We start from the raw sequence: 18236 nt of genomic DNA, 5'->3' as shown, positions 1-18236 counted from the left end.
CGCGTGAACGCCGCCATCCGCAGGGTCGCAGTGGCCGCCATGGTCATGGTGGTGGCCCTCCTCCTCCAGCTCACCTGGGTGCAGGTCTTCCGCGCCGACGAACTGCGCGCCGACCCGCGCAACACCCGCATGCTCCTCGACGAGTACTCCCGCCAGCGCGGACAGATCACCGCCGGCGGGCGCGTGTTGGCCATGTCCCTGCCGTCGGACGGGCGTTTCGAGTTCGAGCGCACCTACCCCACCGACCCCGAGGTGTTCGGCCCGACCGTCGGCTACTACTCGCTGCAGTTCGCCACCGCCGGGATCGAGCAGTCCCAGGACGCCTTCCTCAACGGCTCCGACCCGCGCCTGCTGTCCCAGCGCATCACCGGCCTCATCTCCGGCCGCACGCCCCAGGGCGGCTCCGTCGAGCTGACCCTCGACCCGGTCGGCCAGCGCGTCGCCTATGACGCCCTCCGCCGCGGCGCCGGCCAGGGCCCGTTCGTCGGCTCCGTCGCCGCCGTGCGCCCGTCGACCGGCGAGGTCCTCGCGCTGGCCTCCAGCCCCTCCTTCGACCCGGGCGCCCTGTCGAGCACCGACCCGGACGTGCGCTCCGCGGAGATGGCCCGCATCGAGCAGAGCCCCGACCGACCCCTGCTCAACCACGCCACCCAGCAGGCCCTGCCGCCCGGCTCCACGATGAAGGTCATCACCACCGCCGCGGCCCTCGAGCAGGGCATGGGTCCGGACACCCCCGTCTCCGGCGCCGACCGTACCCTCCTGCCCGGCACCGCCACCTACCTGCAGAACTACGCGGGCCAGACCTGCGGCGGCGGCACGGTCACCCTCCGCACGGCACTCGAACTGTCCTGCAACGTCCCGTTCGTGGAGATGAGCCAGGAGATCGGCCCGGAGGCGTTCACCGAGATGGCCGAGAAGTTCGGGGTGGACGGGACCGCCCCGGAGGACTTCGGTGTGCCCGTCGCGCCGTCGGGGCTCGGGGAGATGGAGGACGCCGCCCAGCTCGCCATGAGCGCGATCGGCCAGAGCGACGTCCGCATGACCACGCTGCAGAGCGCCATGGTCGCCGCGACCGTCTCCAACGGCGGCGTCCGCATGGAACCGCAGTTGATCAAGTCCCTGACCGCGCCCGACCTCTCCGTCGTCGAGGGTTTCACCCCCCGCGACGCGGCCCGCGCCCTCACCGACGACCAGGCCGCCACCCTGACCGACATGATGATCGGCGCCGAGGCCAACGCCGGCGGCGGCCTGCCCGGGGTGACCATCGCCTCCAAAACCGGCACCGCCGAGCACGGCGTCGACGCCTCCACGTCGATCCCCTACACCTGGTACATCGCCTTCGCCCCCGGCCGTGACGTGGCGGTGGCCGTGGCGATCGAGTCCGGCCCCGGCATCACCCGCGACACCGTCGGCGCCACCTACGCCGCCCCCATCGGGCGCGAGGTCCTGGGCGCCCTCCTCGGAGGCGCGCCGTGAGCCTGAACTCCGGGGCTCTGCTGTCCCAGCGCTACCGTCTGCTGCGGCTCATCGCCACGGGCGGGATGGGCCAGGTCTGGGAGGCCGACGACTCCGTCCTCGACCGGCACGTCGCGGTCAAGGTCCTCAAGGCCGAGTACTCCTCCGACCCCGAGTTCGTCGAGCGGTTCCGCTCCGAGGCCAAGGTCACCGCGCGGATCTCCCATCCCGGGATCGCCACCGTCTACGACTACGGCCAGATCACCGACCCCGCCTCCGGTAGCCCGCTGTCCTACCTCGTCATGGAACTCGTGGTGGGCGAGCCGCTGTCGGACGTCCTCGCGCGCGAGGGCACGCTGCCCCTGCGCCACACGCTCGACATGCTCGAGCAGACCGGCCGCGCCCTCAACGCCGCCCACGCGATCGGGCTCGTGCACCGCGACGTCAAGCCGGGCAACATCCTCATCACGCCGACGGGGCAGGTCAAGCTCACCGACTTCGGGATCGCCAAGTCCATGGGCGCGTCCGCCGTCACCCAGACGGGGATGGTCGTGGGCACCGCCCAGTACATCGCGCCCGAGCAGGCGATGGGCCACGACACCACCCCGGCCGGCGACGTCTACTCCCTCGGCGTGGTGGGTTACGAGTGTCTGGCCGGGCGGCGACCGTTCGTCGCCGACTCACCCGTGAGCGTCGCGATGATGCACGTGCGCGACACCCCGGCGCCGCTGCCCGAGTCCGTCCCCGGCCCGGTCCGGCGCGTCATCGCCGAGGCGATGTCCAAGGATCCCGAGCGGCGCTACCCCGACGGCGAGGCCTTCGCCGAGGCCGTCGCCGACATCCGGGCCGGCCGCGATCCGCGCCCGCCGAGCGCGTTCCTCGCCGCCGCGGGCGGGGCCGCCGCCGGCGCGGCCGCGGGTGCGGCGGCCGCCACCGCGGCGACCACCGTCCTCCCCGACGACGGCTCGGGCGTGTACCGCGCCTCGTCGGCCGGCGCGGATCCGACGCGCGCCTACACGAGCATGCACCCGGGCACCGCCGGCCGACCCCGCACCCAGGGCGCACCGCGCACGCAGGGCCAGCCCCGGACGCAGGGTCAGCCGACCGCGCAGGCCGCGGGTCGGTCCCACCGGTCGCCGGCCACCGGCCGACAGCCCACCCCGCCGGTCACCACGCGGCCTCCCCGGCGGCGCCGCGGGGGCGGCTGCGCCGGGTGGTTCCTCGTGGTGTTCGTCCTGGTCGCCGCCCTGGCGGTCGCCGCGGCGGTCGCGCTGTCCAACCTCGGTGTCTTCGGCCCGGGCGGGTTGTTCGGCGGCGGCACCACCACTCCGCGGACGCCGGCCACCACGCCCGTCACCACCGTGACCACCCAGGCCCCCGCCCCGGCACCCACGCCGCGGCCGAGCCCCACCCCGTCCCCCACGCCGACCCCGGAGCCCTCACCGTCGCCGACCGGGGCGCCGACCACCTCCGACCTGCAGGACATGCTCGACTCGCTCACCTCCGAGTTCAGCTCGCTCCTGCCGCAGCAGGGCGAGGGCCAACAGGGCGCACAGGGCCAGGGTCAGCAGGGCGGCGAGGGCCGGGGCGGCGAGGGTCGCGGCGACGGTCCCCAGGCCAGCGGGCGGACCGACGGTGACGCGGTGCCCGTGCCGGCGCGCGGCGGGGGTGAGGGCGCATGACCACACCGTCCGTCCTCGCGGGCCGGTACGAGATCGGCGAGACCCTCGGCTTCGGCGGCATGTCGGAGGTCCACCGCGGCCGCGACACGGTTCTCGGCCGCGACGTCGCCGTGAAGATCATGCGGCCCGAGCTGGCCCGCGACGAGACCTTCTACCAGCGCTTCCGTCGTGAAGCGCAGAACTCGGCGTCGCTCAACCACCCCTCGATCGTCGCGATCTACGACCAGGGCGAGGAGCACACCGACGAGGGCTCCCTGCCGTACATCGTCATGGAGCTCGTCGAGGGCGACACGCTGCGCGACCTCATCCGCATGGACGGGCCGATGCCGCTCGAGCGGGCGCTCGGCGTGATGGCCGACGTGTGCGGGGCGCTCGACTTCTCGCACAAGAAGGGCATCATCCACCGCGACGTCAAGCCAGCCAACGTCATGATCTCCCGCGACGGCGCCGTCAAGGTCATGGACTTCGGCATCGCGCGCGCGGTCAGCGACTCCTCGTCGACGCTCACCACCACGTCGTCGGTCCTCGGCACCGCGCAGTACCTGAGCCCCGAGCAGGCGCGCGGCGAGAAGGTCGACGCCCGGTCGGACCTGTACTCCGCCGGCTGCGTGCTCTACGAGATGGTCGCCGGGGTGCCGCCGTTCACGGGCGAGTCGCCGGTGGCGGTGGCGTATCAGCACGTCCGCGAGTCCCCGCGGCCGCCGTCGGCGGTCAACCCGGAGGTGACGCGGTACGTCGACGCGGTGGTCATGCAGGCCATGGCCAAGAACCCGGAGAACCGTTACACGTCGGCCGGGGAGATGCGCACCGACCTCATCACGGTGCTCACCGGCGGCCGTCCGGCGGCGCCGTTGGTGTTGTCCGACGACGACCTCGACGACGACGAGCGGCCCGACGCGCCACACGGGTTCACCGGCGCGGGGTACGGGACCGGCCGGCCCCAGCAGTCTCCCTCGGACGCGCTCACCGAGGCGCACGATCTGGCGGGCGTGACCGGTGGCGCGGCCGGCGGAGCCGCGGGTGCCGCGGCGGGGTCCCGTCCCGCATCCCACTCCGCGGGCGGTCGCCGGCCGACGACCCGGGACGACGAACGCCGCAGGCCACGGGGGGTGGCGATCGCGTTGGCGGTGCTCCTCGTGCTGGGCGGCGTCACCGCCGTGTCCCTGTGGGCAACCTCGAACGGCGGGGACGGCGGTATCTCGCGGACGCAGGAGGTGACGATCCCGGAGGTGGCGCAGCGTCCGGTGGCCGAGGTGGTCGAGGAACTCACCGCGCTCGGCCTCGAGCCGGTGCAGGCACCGGCGCCGCACCCTGAGATCCCGGAGGGACACGTCATCTCGTCGGACCCGATCGCCGGCAAGCGCCTCGCGGTGGGCTCGGAGATCAACCTGATCGTGTCCACGGGCAAGCCGATCCTGTCGGTGCCCAACGTCATGGGGATGTCGCCCGCCGACGCCCGTCTGGCGCTGGAGGAGGCCGGGTTCCAGGTCGTCCCGGAGAACGAGGCACGGCCGTCTACGCCGGAGGACCAGGACAAGGTCGTCGACACCGATCCCGCGCCGGGCGCGCAGGTCCCCTCCGACCGGCCGGTCCGCCTCACGGTGGGGTCCGGACCCGAGCAGGTGGCGGTGCCCGGGGTCGTCGGCCAGGGCGCCGAGTCCGCGCGCGCGACGCTTGAGGCCGCGGGCTTCCGGGTGGACACCCTGCGCGTCGACGGCACGGCGCCGGAGGGTCAGGTGGTCGGCCAGTCGACGCCCGCCGGGCAGTCCCAGCTCAAGGGCGCGACGATCACGCTGCAGGTCTCGGCGGGGAACCGCTTCGAGATGCCCAACATCGTCGGCGACACCGTCGAGGAGGCGTTGGCCAAGCTCGAGCAGGCAGGCTGGCGTGGCGGCCGCGGCCAGCTCGTCGAGCTCCCGCAGAACGATCCGGACCTATCCAGGGTCGGCCGGATCTACTCGCAGCAGCCGCCGGTGGGCGAGGCGGGCGTCAACGACCAGGTCGTGGTCCGGGTGATCCGATTCGGCCTGGTCCCCGGCCCCGGCTGACCGACCGGCCGCGCCACCGCGCGCGGCGTGCAGCGGTCAGGCGTCGCTTCTGCACGGTTCGCCGAACCACGTCCTGGGGATACGCTGACCGAAGTGACGGCTCGCGCGATCCGGCCGCGGTCAGGCGAGGGCGGCGCCGCGGGTCCGGTCGAGCTCCGACTCCAGCCGCGTCACCAGGGTCTCGGACGGCCGCTCCCCGCACATCCCCAGCCAGTTGGCGAGCATGCGGTGTCCGCCGTCGCTCATCACCGACTCGGGGTGGAACTGCACGCCGTGGACGGGCATGTCGCGGTGCCGCATCGCCATGACCAGCCCCGACTCCGTCCACGCCGTCGGCACGAGCGTGTCCGGGATCGTCTCGGGCAGCACGGTCAGCGAGTGATAGCGCGTGGCCGTGAACGGGCTGGGGATGCCGGCGAGGACGCCGGAGTCGTCGTGCGTGACCCGGCTCGTCTTGCCGTGCATGAGCTCGGCGGCGCGGTCGACGGTCGCACCGAACGCCTCACCGATCGCCTGATGGCCCAGGCACACGCCCAGCACGGGCACGCCCGCGCGCCCACAGACCCCGATCAGCGGGATCGTGGCACCCGCCCGATCAGGCGTTCCGGGCCCCGGGCTCAGCAGGACGCCGTCGTACTCTCCGATGACGCGTTCCAGACCGGCCGGGTCGTAGCGGCCGTCCGGGCCGGCGAGCCTGTCGTCGTCGTTCCTCCACACGTCGCACGTCGCGCCCAACTGGCCCAGGTACTGGACCAGGTTGTAGACGAAGCTGTCGTAGTTGTCGACGACGAGAATGCGCATAGACGCAGCGTACTGCGCTCGGACCGGGGAGCGTCCGCGGTGGGCTTGGTAGACTCGCCCCGACATCCCCCACCACGAGGACTGAAATGCCCAAGTCAAAGGTCCGGTCCAAGACCGAGTACACCGACGCGGCCGTCAGCCGCACCCCCGTCAAGGTCAAGGGGACCCCGACGGCGCGCTGGTACATCGTGCTCATGCTGGGTCTGATGATCGTCGGGCTACTGTGGCTGGTCACGTACTACATCGCCGGGGAGAAGATCCCGTTCATGCGCGATCTGGAGACGTGGCAGAACTTCGCGATCGGCTTCGGTGTGGCCGTCGTCGGGCTGCTCATGACGATGAACTGGCGCTGACGGTTCTCCACAGACCCCCGCCGCGAGGCGCGCCGGCACTTTCCACAGGCTTTTCCACAGGTCACCCCCCGCACGACGCGGGGGGTGACCTGCATTTTCTCCGAAATGTGTCTATTTGTGCAGGTCAACAGCCCGATCGCAAGGCCGCCGACGACAGTGACCCCGCTCCTCCACACTCCTCACACACTGTGGACAACTCCCTCCACACTGGGGATAAAGCCTGTGGGACGACGACGAGGTCGACACCGCAGGTCGGGCCCGCTCCGACTCGAACGACTTTCGAACTCCACGCGTGTTATTCCTCCACAGTGTGGATAACGCCTGTGGATAAGGGAGGATGGGCGTGTGAGTGGTGAGGCGGTCTCCGGAGCGGGGCCCGCGGCCGTGTCGTGGTCGCCGGGCGTGGTGTGGCCGGGCGTGCAGATCGCCGCGGGCGTCGTGCTGGTGGTGCTCGGAGTGCAGCGTGCGGAGCCGCTCGCGCTGCTGCTCACGGGGCTGGCGGCGCTGTTCCTCATCCCGTCCGGGGTGTCGCAGTTGCTGCGGCGGCCGCGGATCGAGGTCGTGGACGGGCAACTGGCGATCAAGAAACTCGGACGGGCGCTGTTCGTGCCCCGGTCCGCGGTGGTGGAGGTGCGCGCGCTCGGGTCGGCCCGGTGGGGCGTGCGGCAGCACATGATGAGGCTGGAGTACACCGACGAGCGCGGCCGCGAGCAGCTCGACGTGTTCACCCGGCTCGATCTGGGCACCGATCCGCGCGACGTCGTGGAGACGCTGACGCGGCTGGGGTTCGGCGACCGGCGCGGCGACACGTAGCCACGGGCGGCGCGCGCGGCGCGGCCGGTGGGGCTCAGCGGAGGAAGACGAACCCCGCGGTCATGGACTCCGCCGCGTACCAGGCGGCGAGCCCGACGAGGACGACGACGACGAGGTACGCGGTCCACGACACGACCTCCCGCCCCCCGCGCCGCACACGGGCGGGCAGGCGCCGCGGCAGCACCACCAGCGCGACGGCGGCGACCGCCCCCACCGCGAGCCCGCCGAGATGCGCGCCCAGCGAGACCCCGGGGACGATGAAGCTGACGCCGATGTTGAGCACGAGCAGCAAGCCGATGCCCTTGACGTCGAGGCGCAGGGACATCGCGACGATGGCGTACGCCCCCATCAGCCCGAAGATGGCCCCGGAGGCTCCGGCGGTGAGCGCGTTCTGGCTGGTGAACATCACCGCCACGGACCCGCCGAGGGCGGAGACGAGATAGAGACCCAGGAACCGGGCGTGCCCGATGCTGCGCTCGATCCCCAGACCGAGGATCCACAGCATGTACATGTTGAGCAGCAGGTGCATCGGGCCGAAATGCTGGAACGCCGAGGTGAGCAGCCGCCACCACTCGTCGCGGACCGCCACCATCGGCGGGAAGAGGGCCGTGACCTCGAACAGGGCCGACGCGCTGTTCACCATGATGCTGCGCGCCTGCGCCGCGGTGGCGACGTAGACGGCGAGGTTGGCGGTGATCAGCCACGCCGTGACCGGCTGGAGGCGGAAGAAGCGCGAGACCGCGCCACCGCGGTGGGTCTGGATGCTCATGGCTCCCGGTTCGTCGTGCTGTGGATAGACGTGCGGCGCGGGCCCGGGAGTCCCGGGACCCGCGCCGCCGACCGGCCGGGGAGGTCGGTCAGGAGATCTCGATCGACTCGATCACGACGTCCTCGGTCGGGCGGTCCATCGCACCGGTACGGGTGGTGGCGATAGCGTCGACGACCTTGCGGGAGTCCTCGTCGGCGACCTTGCCGAAGATGGTGTGGCGGTTGTTCAGGTGCGGCGTGGGGCCGACCGTGATGAAGAACTGCGATCCGTTGGTGCCCGGTCCGGCGTTGGCCATGGCCAGCAGGTAGGGCTCGGAGAACTGCAGCTCCGGGTGGAACTCGTCCTTGAACTGGTACCCCGGGCCGCCGCGGCCGGTGCCCGTGGGGTCGCCGCCCTGGATCATGAAGCCGGAGATGACGCGGTGGAAGATGGAGCCGTCGTAGAACGGGCCGGTCTTCTCCCCCTTGGCGTTGGCCTGGGAGTACTCCTTGGAGCCGTCGGCCAGCCCGACGAAGTTCTGCACGGTCTCCGGGGCGTGGTTGCCGTACAGCTCGACGACGATGTCGCCCCGGTTGGTGTGGATGGTTGCCTTCTGCGTTGCGATGCTCACACGTCCCATCCTGCCACGATGGTGAAACCGATGTCGGCGAGGTGGTGGTCGGTGTCCGAGCGCTGTGCCACCATCGTCACATGAGCACACGAAGCGATCGCGCCGCCCACCGCAAGGCCGTCAAGCAGGCGGACAAGGACCTGAACAAGGCCGGGACCGCCGCGCGCAAGGCGTTCGATCTCAAGGACCCGCGGTTCCTCGGCGAGGCCGCCGTCGCCGCCACCCGGGGCCCCGTCGGGCTCGCCCTCTTCGGAGCAAGCCGCGGCATCCAGGTGCTCCGTGAGCGCCGCGCGGAGCAGGCGGAGATCCTCGGTGACCTCGCCGCCGACGCCCGCCAGCACGCCGACTCCCTGCGCGAGAAGACCTCCGCCCTCGCCACGCCGCAGGAGAAGCGCAGCCCGCTGCGTCGCTTCGCGCCGCTGTGGATCGTGGGACTCGTCGGCGGTGCCGCCGTCGTCGGCGCCACCGCGTACTTCCTGCGTGACCCGGGCTCGCCCGCTCCTTCCTCCCCGCCGGCGCCCAAGCCCACCCCGGCTCCGCCGCGGACGCCGACCCCGGCCGAGGTGGCCGCCGACTCTCCGGGTGCCGCGGCCGGATCCGCGAGCCCCGACGCCGGTGCGTCCGAGGCCTCGGAGACGGGCGAGGACCTGACCATCGAGTCCCCGGATCCCGAGGGCCCCGCCGACCAGTCCGCCGAGTCCTCCCCGGCCGCGGGCAGCGCCGCGCCCGGCCCCGCCGCCGGTTCCGCGCCGCAGCCCTCCGATGACGTCGCGGCGGACGACGCCGCGACGGGTGGTCAGACCACGGACGGCAACACCACCGGCGCATGAGCCGATCCGACGCGCCGGCCCACGACCCGGCGCTCGAGATATCCGCGTCGGCCCTCGAGGAGCTGGCCCCACTGGACGTCCACGCGCTGTACCGACTGCGCGTGGACGTCTTCGTGGCCGAGCAGGACTGCCCGTACGCCGAGATCGACGACGTCGACGCCGACCCGGGCACCACTCATCTCCTCGCGCGGGCGCCGAGCGGTGAACTGGTGGCGACACTGCGCGTCTTCGGGGACGACTCCGCAGACGGCCTCATGCACATCGGGCGCGTGTGTACTGCACCGTCCTGGCGGGGGCGGGGAATCGCGGCCGGGCTGATCCGCCGGGCGTTGGAGCTGTGCGGTGACCGACCGGTCGAGATCGGGGCCCAGGCCCACCTCGAGCAGTGGTACGAGCAGTTCGGATTCGTCCGGTGCGGGCCGGACTACCTCGACGGACGGATCCCCCATCTGCCCATGCGACGCGACCTCCTAGGATGAGACCAGGCTCACCCTTCGATCCCTTCCGAGGACACACATGACGTCTGACGCCCCCTCCGTCCCGCTGGTCAAGGCTCTCCTGCCCGAGAACGAGATGCCGACGCACTGGTACAACATCCAGGCCGACCTGCCCGAGGCGATGGCGCCCCACCTGCACCCCGGAACCAGGGAGCCGCTCGGTCCCGGGGACCTGGCGCCCCTGTTCCCGATGGCGCTCATCGAGCAGGAGGTGACCCCGGAACGGTACATCGAGATCCCGGAAGCGGTCCGGGAGATCTACCGGCTGTGGCGGCCGTCGCCGCTCATCCGTGCACGGCGTCTCGAGAAGGCGCTGGGCACCTCCGCCCGCGTCTACTACAAGTACGAGGGCACCAGCCCCGTCGGTTCACACAAGCCGAACACCGCGGTCGCGCAGGCGTACTACAACGCCGCCGAGGGCATCACCAAGCTGACCACCGAGACCGGCGCCGGCCAGTGGGGTGCGTCGCTGGCGTTCGCCGGGCAGGCCTTCGGGATCGAGGTCGAGGTGTGGCAGGTCAAGGCCTCCTTCCACTCCAAGCCGTACCGGCGCATGCTCATGGAGACCTTCGGGGCGTCCGTGCACCCGAGCCCATCCGACCTCACCGAGGCCGGTCGCGCGCTCCTCGCCAAGGACCCCGACACCCCGGGATCTCTCGGCATGGCCGTGTCCGAGGCCGTGGAGGTGGCCGCTGCGGATCCCGAGGCCCGTTACTCCCTGGGCTCGGTGCTCAACCACGTGTGCCTGCACCAGACAGTGATCGGCGAAGAGGCCATCAAGCAGCTGGCGATGTTCGGCGAGGGCGCTCCGGACTACGTCTACGGCTGCGCCGGCGGTGGCTCCAACCTCGCCGGGCTGGCGTTCCCGTTCATCCGGGAGAACCTCGCCGGCGCCGCGACCCGGATCGTCGCGGTCGAGCCCACGGCCTGCCCGTCGCTGACGGAGGGCGAGTTCCGCTACGACCACGGTGACGTCGCGGGCCTGACCCCGCTGATGAAGATGTACACCCTCGGCCAGGACTTCGTCCCGGATCCCATCCACTCCGGCGGCCTGCGCTACCACGGCATGGCACCGCTGGTCAGCCACGTCAAGCACCTCGGCCTGCTCGACTCGATGGCGGTGGAGCAGAACGTCGCGTTCGCGGCCGGCGTCGAGTTCGCCAAGGCGGAGGGCATCGTGCCCGCCCCCGAGTCGACCCACGCGCTGGCCGGCGCCATGGCGAAGGCCCGCGAGCACACCGGCGAGGCCGGCACCGGGCCGTCGATCGTGATCGGCCTGTCCGGTCACGGCTTCCTCGACCTGCCCGCGTACGAGTCGTTCGTCCGCGGCGAGCTGGGCTGACGCGCCGGACGGGGCCCGCGCCCCACACCAGACCACCAATCACGTTCCCTACCCTCGATAAAGGAGCCCCCAATTGACCAAGACCATCGAGTTCACCGATCGGGTCGCGATCGTCACCGGTGCGGCCGGCGGCCTGGGCCGCGCGTACGCCCTCGCGCTGGCCGAGCGTGGTGCCAAGGTCGTCGTCAACGACCTCGGCGGCGATGTCCGCGGTGAGGGCGGGTCGCCGTCGCTGGCGCAGCAGGTCGTCGAGGAGATCACCGCGGCCGGCGGCGAGGCGATCGTGGACGGCAGCGACATCACCGACGAGGCGGCGGTCGAGGCCATGGTGTCGACGGTCATGGAGAAGTGGGGCCGGATCGACATCCTCATCAACAACGCCGGCATCCTGCGCGACAAGTCCTTCGCCAAGATGGAGCCGGCGGACTTCCGCAAGGTCGTCGAGGTCCACCTCATGGGCTCGGTGAACTGCACCAAGGCGGTCTGGCCGCACATGGCCGAGGCCGGCTACGGCCGTATCCTCATGACCACGTCCTCCTCCGGCATCTACGGCAACTTCGGCCAGGCCAACTACGCCGCGGCCAAGTCGGGGCTGGTCGGCCTGATGAACGTCCTGGCCATCGAGGGCGAGAAGAAGAACATCAAGGTCAACTCCATCGCGCCCACCGCGGCGACCCGCATGACCGAGGACCTGCTGCCCCAGCGGGTGCTGGACATCATGGGCCCCGAGACCATCGCGCCGGGCGCCCTGTTCATGGTCAGCGAGGACGCCCCCACCAAGACGATCCTCGGTGCCGGCGCCGGCGTGTTCGCGATGTCGCAGATGGTCGAGAGCCGGGGCGTCTACCTGCCCGAGGGTGCGCGGACCCCCGAGGTGGTGGCCGAGCGCTGGGCCGAGATCGCCGACGTCACCGACGCCAACCCCCTCGAGGGCGCCTTCGAGCAGACCTCCAAGTACGCCGCGCTGGCCGCCCGCGAGCTCGGCCTGCACCTGGAGAGCTGACCGGCCGGGGCGGCCGGGCGGCGCGGTTGACGCCGGCGGCCGGCCGCGGGTCACTCCTGGTCGGCGAACTGCGTCTCGTACAGCTCCGCGTACCGCCCGCCGCCCGCGAGCAGCTCGGCGTGGGTACCCGACTCCACCACGCGCCCCGCCTCGAGGACGAGGATGCGGTCCGCGGCCCGGACGGTCGACAGTCGGTGCGCGATCACCAGCGACGTCCGGTCGGACATCGCCTCCGTCAGCGCCTCCTGGACCGCGGACTCGTTGGTCGAGTCCAGCGCGCTCGTCGCCTCGTCCAACACCACGACCGACGGCTCCGCGATGAGCAGCCGCGCGATGGTCAGGCGCTGACGCTCTCCGCCCGACAGCCGGTACCCGCGGTCCCCGATGACCGTGTCGAGGCCGTCGGGCAGCGACGCGACCAGGCCTTCGAGCCGGGACCGGCGCAGCGCGTCCCACACGAGATCGTCGGTGACCTCCGGGCGCGCGAAGGTGAGGTTCGCGCGGATCGTGTCGTGGAAGAGGTGGCCGTCCTGGGTGACCATGCCGACCGTCCGACGGAGCGACGACGACGTGACGTCACGCACGTCCAGGCCCGCGACCCGCACCGCGCCCGAGTCGACGTCGTACAGGCGGGGCAGGAGCGACGCGATGGTCGACTTCCCGGCGCCCGACGACCCGACGAGCGCCACCATCTCGCCCGGCGCGGCGCGGAACGAGATCCCGTGCAGCACCTCCTGCCCGCCGCGGGTGTCGAGGACCGCGACCTCCTCCAGCGAGGCCAGCGAGATCTTGTCCGCCGAGGGGTAGGAGAAGTGGACGTCGTCGAACTCGATGGGCGCCGGGCCCTCGGGGATGTCGACGGCGTCGGGGGCGTCGGAGATCAGGGGCTCCAGGTCGAGGACCTCGAAGACCCGCTCGAAGCTGACGATGGCCGTGACGATGTCCATCGGCGCGTTGGCCAGCGCCGTCAACGGGCCGTAGAGACGGGTGAGCAGTAGCGCCAGCGCGACCACCGACCCGGCGTCCAACCCGCCGTTGAGGGCGAACCACCCGCCCATCCCGTAGACCAGCGCCAGGGCGAGAGTGGACACGAGCGTGAGCGAGTTCATGAACACGCTCATCAGCAGCGCGGTGCGCACCCCGATGCCGCGGACCCGCCCGGCACGGGCCGCGAATTCCGCCGACTCCGCGGAGGGCCGGCCGAAGAGCTTCACCAGGGTCGCGCCACCGGCGTTGAAGCGCTCCGTCATCTGGTCGTTCATCGACGCGTTGAGGTCCGAGGCCTCGCGACGGAGCCGGGCCAGACGCTTACCGACGTACCGGGCGGGGAACAGGAAGATCGGCAGCAGGAGGACCGACAGCACGGTGAGTTGCCAGTTGATGCCGGCCATCACCGCCAGGGTGAGGACCAGCTGCACCAGGTTGGACACGACCCCGGAGAGGGTGTCGGAGAAGGCCCGTTGGGCACCCATGACGTCGTTGTTGAGGCGACTGACCAGGGCGCCGGTGCGGGTCCGCATGAAGAACGCGACCGGCATCGTCTGCACGTGGTCGAACACGGCGCGACGCAGATCGAGGATCAGGCCCTCGCCGATCCGGGCCGACCACAGCCGGGTGAACACGGCCGCCACCGCCTCGACGACGCCGATCACGGCGATCAGGACCGCGAGGCCGACGACCACCTGCACCGGCGAGGCCTCGACGATCGCTGTCACCACCCGGCCCGCGAGCACAGGGGTCAGGACCGCCAGCGACGCCCCGAAGACGGAGAGGATGAGGAAGACGACGATCCGCCGGGTGTGTGGGCGCGCGAACTGCCCGATCCGGCGGAAGTTCTCGCGGGTGAAGACACTCCGGTCGAGCGAGATGCCGTTGTTCTCGGCCCGGTACAGCGTCCGCATGGCGGCCATGTGCATGGACAAGCCGGGCCACTCCTCTCACGCCGGTCGAGGGGTGTACCGACGACACCTCCGTACAACCCGGCGGGTGCCCGACCTATTCCGGCCCGGGTCGGTGGACGCGGGTCCTCGTCGTCGTCACCCTCAAGGCCTTCTGGACAAAGCACGACGGTATGTCTAGACACGGCGCGGGTTTTTGTCTAATGTCGGATGCAACACAGTGGCATATGCCACAAAACGTTGATTCGGAGGTCGTCGCGATGTCCAGCACCGAGTACATCCGCCCCACGGACGGGGCCGATGAGCACGAGGCGCCTCACGCGCACCATGACCATCACGGACACGCTCACGCGGACGTCGAGCCGTACGCGTGGACCGACGCCAAGCGCTACCTGTGGCTCCTCGGCGTGATCCCCGCGATGGGCCTGTTCCTGTCCATGCCGTTCGTCGCCGGCTTCAACGCCCTCGGCTGGGAGATCCCCGCCACCGTGGCGTGGTACCTCCTGCCGTTCCTCGTCTACGTCGCCATCCCGCTCGGCGACCTGGCGATCGGCGCCGACGGGGAGAACCCGCCGGACGAGGTCATGGACAAGCTCGAGGCCGATCCGTTCTACCGGTGGTGCACCTACCTGTACATCCCGTTCCAGTACGCCTCGCTCATCGCCGCCTGCTACCTCTGGACCGCCGACGACCTGTCCTGGCTCGGCTACGACGGCGGCCTGGGCGTCGCCGCCTCCATCGGCGTCGCCTGGACCGTGGCCATCACCGGCGGCATCGGCATCAACACCGCCCACGAGCTCGGCCACAAGATCGCCGGCAGCGAGAAGTGGCTGTCCAAGGTCGCGCTCGCCACCACCGGTTACGGCCACTTCTTCATCGAGCACAACCGCGGCCACCATGCGCGCGTCGCCACCCCGGAGGACCCTGCCAGCTCCCGCTTCGGAGAGTCCTTCTGGGCGTTCCTGCCGCGCAGCGTCGTGGGCTCGCTCCGCTCGGCGTGGTCGCTCGAAAAGGAGCGTCTCGGACGCCTGGGCAAGAGCCCGTGGACCCTCCGCAACGACAACCTCAACGCCTGGCTCATGACCGTCGTGCTGTTCGGCGCGCTCATCGCGATCTTCGGCTGGGAGGTGGCCCCCTGGCTGATCGTGCAGGCGATCTTCGGGTTCTCCCTCCTCGAGGTCGTCAACTACCTCGAGCACTACGGACTGCTCCGCCAGAAGACCTCGGCCGGTCGGTACCAGCGCTGCCGCCCCGAGCACTCCTGGAACTCCGACCACCTGGTGACCAACATCTTCCTGTACCACCTGCAGCGGCACTCGGATCACCACGCCAACCCGATGCGCCGCTACCAGATGCTCCGCAGCTTCGAGCAGGCCCCGCAGCTGCCGTCCGGGTACGCGACCATGATGGTCATCGCCTACGTCCCGCCGCTGTGGCGCAAGGTCATGGACAAGCGCGTCCTCGACCACTACGACGGTGACATCACCCGCGCGAACATCCAGCCGTCCAAGCGGGAGAGGATCCTCGCCCGCTACGGCGCCGGCTCGACCGCGGTGGCGGAGAAGGTCATCGCCGATACCGACATCGCGACCGACCAGACCTCGCCCACCGGTGAGTACGTGTGCCCCAACTGCGGGAACCACTACTCCGAGGCCGCCGGCCTCCCGCGCGAGGGCTTCCCGCCCGGCACCCCGTGGTCGGCCATCCCCGACTCCTGGCAGTGTTCGGACTGCGGTGTGCGCGACAAGGTCGACTTCCTGCCGGTGAAGTGACCCCCGCCTACGGGGTGCGAACCCGACCCTCCCCCGCCCGGAACCGGGTATCCGCAACAATGGACACCATGCCCCGTCACCGCCAGACCAGTGACCGACTCTCCCCCGGGGACGCCCGCGGGGAGCGTCGGCCGCTCCGCAGCACCGTGTTCGAGGCCATGCACGAGCTCCTGGGCTCGCGCGACTGGTCCGCGGTCACCATGTCCGACGTCGCCAAAGCCGCCGGGCTGAGTCGGCAGACCCTCTACAGCACCTTCGGCAACCGGCAGGGTCTGGCGCAGGCGTACGCGCTGCAACTGTCCGAGACGTTCGCCGGTGAGATCCGCGACTCCATCATCCGGTACCCCGGGCAGATAGAGACCGCGCTGCGCGAGGGCATCAACGGCTTCCTGCTCTCCAGCCAGCGCGACCCGCTCATCCGGGCCCTGCTCACCGGGGATATCAAGCCCGAACTGCTGCGGCTCATCACCACCGAGGCCGGCCCGCTGATCGAGCGCGCCACCGAGGTGCTCACCCCCGCCCTCGCCGAGAGCTGGATGCGGATCGAGGAGTCACAGGCCAGGTTGGCGGCCTCCATCATCGCCCGCATCGGCATCAGCTTCATCTCGCTGCCGCCCGAGGACCCCGACCAGCTGGCCTCCGGCCTGACCGAGGTCATCGCGCCCTACCTGCAGAAGGTCGTCCAGGTCGACCTGCCGGGCTGAGCCCCTATCCGCCGTCCCCGAGCATCGACTCGGTGCCCGGCTGACCCGGGACCGGCACGCTCGCCTCCAGGAACAGCCCACGCGCCTCCACGCACAGACGCTCGCCGGCGTGGATGGTCGCGTGCGTCCACGTCTTGCGGCCCTCGCGCTCCTGGACCCACGCGCGGAACGACAGCGGCTCGAGCAGCGGGGTGGGCGACCGGTAGTCGATCTCGTAGTGCGCGGTCATCCCGAAGCGGCCGCCCCAGTGGTTGGCGAACCCCATCATGTGGTCGATGATCAGGGCGCTGATACCCCCGTGGACACACCCGGGAGGGCCCTGGTAGACGGGCCCCAGAGTGACCTCCGCCCGCACCGAGCCGTCATCGCAGCCGTAGAACTGCACCGGCGGGGCGAGCGGGTTCTCCGGCCCGGCGACCGGGTTGGACCGGCGGGTGCCCGCACCCGTCCACATGATCTCGAGCCGCTTCGCCGGCGACGGGACGCGCGGTTCGAGCAGGTCAGCCACCTCGGCCAGGCGGTCGGCGATGTCCCCGAGCTCGACCTCCGAATGCGCCAACGCCGCTGTCGCCTCGCGGAGCCGACGCAGCTCGGCGACCGCGCGGTCGAGGTCGGGGTCCGCCGGCGGCAACTCCGGGGTGGGGATCGGTTCGAACGTCTCGCCCAGTCGCTTCCGCGCCGCCTCGAGGGAGAAATCCTCGTTCGGACCCAGCTTCGGCAGGGGCACGCCGCCGAATCCGGGACTATCGCTCTGTTTAGTCATACTCTTAGGGTATGTCGACACCTGTCAATCCGAAGCCCTTCGATCCTGCTACCTATGGACCCTGGGCCCTCGTCGTGGGCGGAAGTGAGGGCGTGGGCGCCGAGATCGCCTTCCGCCTCGCCGATCAGGGGGTGTCCACGGTCCTCGTCGCCCGTAAGACCGGGCCCCTCGAGGAGACCGCCGAGGCCGTGCGCGCCAAGGGCGTCGGGTGCCGGACCCTGTCCGTCGACCTCACCGAGCCCGGTGCCACCGAGGGCATCGCCGCGGCCTGCGAGGGCCTCGACCTCGGCCTGATCGTGCTCAACGCCGGCGCCAACACCTACGGCTCCGAGTTCGTCGAGTCGGATATGGACAAGGTCCAGAAGGTCATCGACCTCAACATCACCTCGCCGATGCAGATCATCCGTCAGTTCGGCCCCGGCCTCAAGGCCCGCGGTCGCGGCGGCATCGTGGTGATGGGCTCGATGGCCGGCTACCTCGGTCACGCCGACATGAGCGTCTACTCCGCGGCGAAGGCGTTCAGCCGCGTCTTCGTCGAGGGCCTGTGGCTGGAGATGCGCGAGTACGGCGTCGACGTCGTCGAGGTCATCCTCGGCGTCGTCCGCACCCCCGCGATGGTGCGCGCCGGCCTGGACATGGATCTGCCCGGCTTCACCGTCAGCGAGCCCGAGGAGGTCGCCGAGGAGGTCCTGGCGTCCATCGGCAACGGGCCGATCCACGTCTGCGGCGGCGAGAACAACCGCAAGGGCGTCGAGTTCTCGTCCGGCGTCGACCGCGGCCGCATCGTGGCCGGCTCCCACAAGCGGATGAAGGCCCTCCGCGGGAACTGACCCCGGCTCCCGGGCGCGCCCCGGGGTCACCGGCGCGGGGACATCCCGCACCGGTGGGCCCGGGGC

The 18236-nt window shown here is 71.2% G+C and carries 17 protein-coding genes; 12 read left to right on the top strand and 5 right to left on the bottom strand.

The annotated features are described in order from the left end of the window. Nucleotides 1–3: 3 nt before the first annotated feature. From VYL96_RS00185 to pknB, 3 genes are read left to right on the top strand one after another with little or no spacing between them, the layout of a single operon-like run. Nucleotides 4–1476 (top strand): penicillin-binding transpeptidase domain-containing protein, encoded by a 1473-nt coding sequence (locus tag VYL96_RS00185; protein WP_007633184.1) that lies wholly within the window; start codon nt 4–6, stop codon nt 1474–1476. Further along, a complete protein-coding gene (locus VYL96_RS00180; RefSeq protein ID WP_063972696.1) occupies nt 1473–3137 on the top strand; it encodes a serine/threonine-protein kinase in 1665 nt (554 codons plus the stop codon). Before VYL96_RS00185 ends, VYL96_RS00180 begins: the two co-directional genes overlap by 4 nt. Further along, nucleotides 3134–5185, top strand: coding sequence for a Stk1 family PASTA domain-containing Ser/Thr kinase (gene pknB / locus VYL96_RS00175; protein WP_007626920.1), 2052 nt, complete (start codon nt 3134–3136; stop codon nt 5183–5185). The genes VYL96_RS00180 and pknB overlap by 4 nt, the downstream gene beginning before the upstream one ends. A 120-nt stretch (nt 5186–5305) precedes the next feature. On the opposite strand, the gene VYL96_RS00170 is transcribed toward pknB, so the two are convergent. After that, entirely contained in the window at nt 5306–5986 is a 681-nt protein-coding gene (locus VYL96_RS00170) for an aminodeoxychorismate/anthranilate synthase component II (RefSeq protein ID WP_131885597.1), read from the bottom strand. Between the two features lie 86 nt (nt 5987–6072). Between VYL96_RS00170 and crgA the strand changes: the two genes are divergently transcribed. Then, complete coding sequence (gene crgA, locus VYL96_RS00165; RefSeq protein ID WP_131885598.1) at nt 6073–6339, top strand: cell division protein CrgA; 267 nt, start codon at nt 6073–6075, stop codon at nt 6337–6339. Nucleotides 6340–6684: 345 nt separating this feature from the next. Then, entirely contained in the window at nt 6685–7152 is a 468-nt protein-coding gene (locus VYL96_RS00160; protein WP_131885599.1) for a PH domain-containing protein, read from the top strand. Nucleotides 7153–7186: 34 nt separating this feature from the next. On the opposite strand, the gene VYL96_RS00155 is transcribed toward VYL96_RS00160, so the two are convergent. Together VYL96_RS00155 and VYL96_RS00150 are read right to left on the bottom strand one after the other, a co-directional pair. Beyond that, a complete protein-coding gene (locus tag VYL96_RS00155; RefSeq protein ID WP_131885600.1) occupies nt 7187–7921 on the bottom strand; it encodes a rhomboid family intramembrane serine protease in 735 nt (244 codons plus the stop codon). A gap of 88 nt (nt 7922–8009) precedes the next feature. Beyond that, complete coding sequence (locus VYL96_RS00150) at nt 8010–8540, bottom strand: peptidylprolyl isomerase (RefSeq protein ID WP_165928464.1); 531 nt, start codon at nt 8538–8540, stop codon at nt 8010–8012. Nucleotides 8541–8611: 71 nt separating this feature from the next. Between VYL96_RS00150 and VYL96_RS00145 the strand changes: the two genes are divergently transcribed. From VYL96_RS00145 to VYL96_RS00130, 4 genes are all read left to right on the top strand, one after another. Then, complete coding sequence (locus VYL96_RS00145; protein WP_243699650.1) at nt 8612–9361, top strand: hypothetical protein; 750 nt, start codon at nt 8612–8614, stop codon at nt 9359–9361. Continuing rightward, the gene (locus VYL96_RS00140) at nt 9358–9840 is read left to right on the top strand and encodes a GNAT family N-acetyltransferase (protein WP_131885601.1); all 483 of its coding nucleotides are present in this window, start codon (nt 9358–9360) and stop codon (nt 9838–9840) included. The genes VYL96_RS00145 and VYL96_RS00140 overlap by 4 nt, the downstream gene beginning before the upstream one ends. 37 nt (nt 9841–9877) lie before the next feature. After that, nucleotides 9878–11200: a TrpB-like pyridoxal phosphate-dependent enzyme gene (locus VYL96_RS00135; protein WP_131885602.1), complete on the top strand. Its 1323-nt coding sequence runs from the start codon at nt 9878–9880 to the stop codon at nt 11198–11200. A 73-nt stretch (nt 11201–11273) separates the two neighbouring features. After that, complete coding sequence (locus VYL96_RS00130; RefSeq protein WP_131885603.1) at nt 11274–12203, top strand: SDR family NAD(P)-dependent oxidoreductase; 930 nt, start codon at nt 11274–11276, stop codon at nt 12201–12203. 50 nt (nt 12204–12253) lie between these two features. Here the strand turns inward: VYL96_RS00130 and VYL96_RS00125 are convergent, their stop codons facing one another. Further along, nucleotides 12254–14125: an ABC transporter ATP-binding protein gene (locus VYL96_RS00125; RefSeq protein ID WP_407935069.1), complete on the bottom strand. Its 1872-nt coding sequence runs from the start codon at nt 14123–14125 to the stop codon at nt 12254–12256. A 236-nt stretch (nt 14126–14361) separates the two neighbouring features. Here VYL96_RS00125 and VYL96_RS00120 point away from each other — a divergent pair, with 236 nt between their 5' ends. Next, a complete protein-coding gene (locus VYL96_RS00120; RefSeq protein WP_131885604.1) occupies nt 14362–15873 on the top strand; it encodes a fatty acid desaturase in 1512 nt (503 codons plus the stop codon). A 68-nt stretch (nt 15874–15941) separates the two neighbouring features. Next, nucleotides 15942–16577 (top strand): TetR/AcrR family transcriptional regulator, encoded by a 636-nt coding sequence (locus VYL96_RS00115; RefSeq protein ID WP_243699651.1) that lies wholly within the window; start codon nt 15942–15944, stop codon nt 16575–16577. Nucleotides 16578–16581: 4 nt separating this feature from the next. On the opposite strand, the gene VYL96_RS00110 is transcribed toward VYL96_RS00115, so the two are convergent. Next, nucleotides 16582–17340 carry a PaaI family thioesterase gene (locus VYL96_RS00110; protein WP_131885606.1) on the bottom strand — a complete coding sequence of 253 codons (759 nt, stop codon included), beginning with the start codon at nt 17338–17340 and terminating at the stop codon, nt 16582–16584. Between the two features lie 11 nt (nt 17341–17351). On the opposite strand from VYL96_RS00110, the gene VYL96_RS00105 reads away from it, so the two are divergent. Further along, nucleotides 17352–18170, top strand: coding sequence for an SDR family NAD(P)-dependent oxidoreductase (locus tag VYL96_RS00105; RefSeq protein ID WP_165928465.1), 819 nt, complete (start codon nt 17352–17354; stop codon nt 18168–18170). Nucleotides 18171–18236 lie beyond the last annotated feature (66 nt).

Origin of the sequence: Dietzia maris, assembly GCF_036287335.1 — a bacterium.
GTDB lineage: Bacteria > Actinomycetota > Actinomycetes > Mycobacteriales > Mycobacteriaceae > Dietzia > Dietzia cinnamea.
Note: the sequence above shows the minus strand (reverse complement) of the source record. Positions and strands in the feature narration are given on the sequence as shown.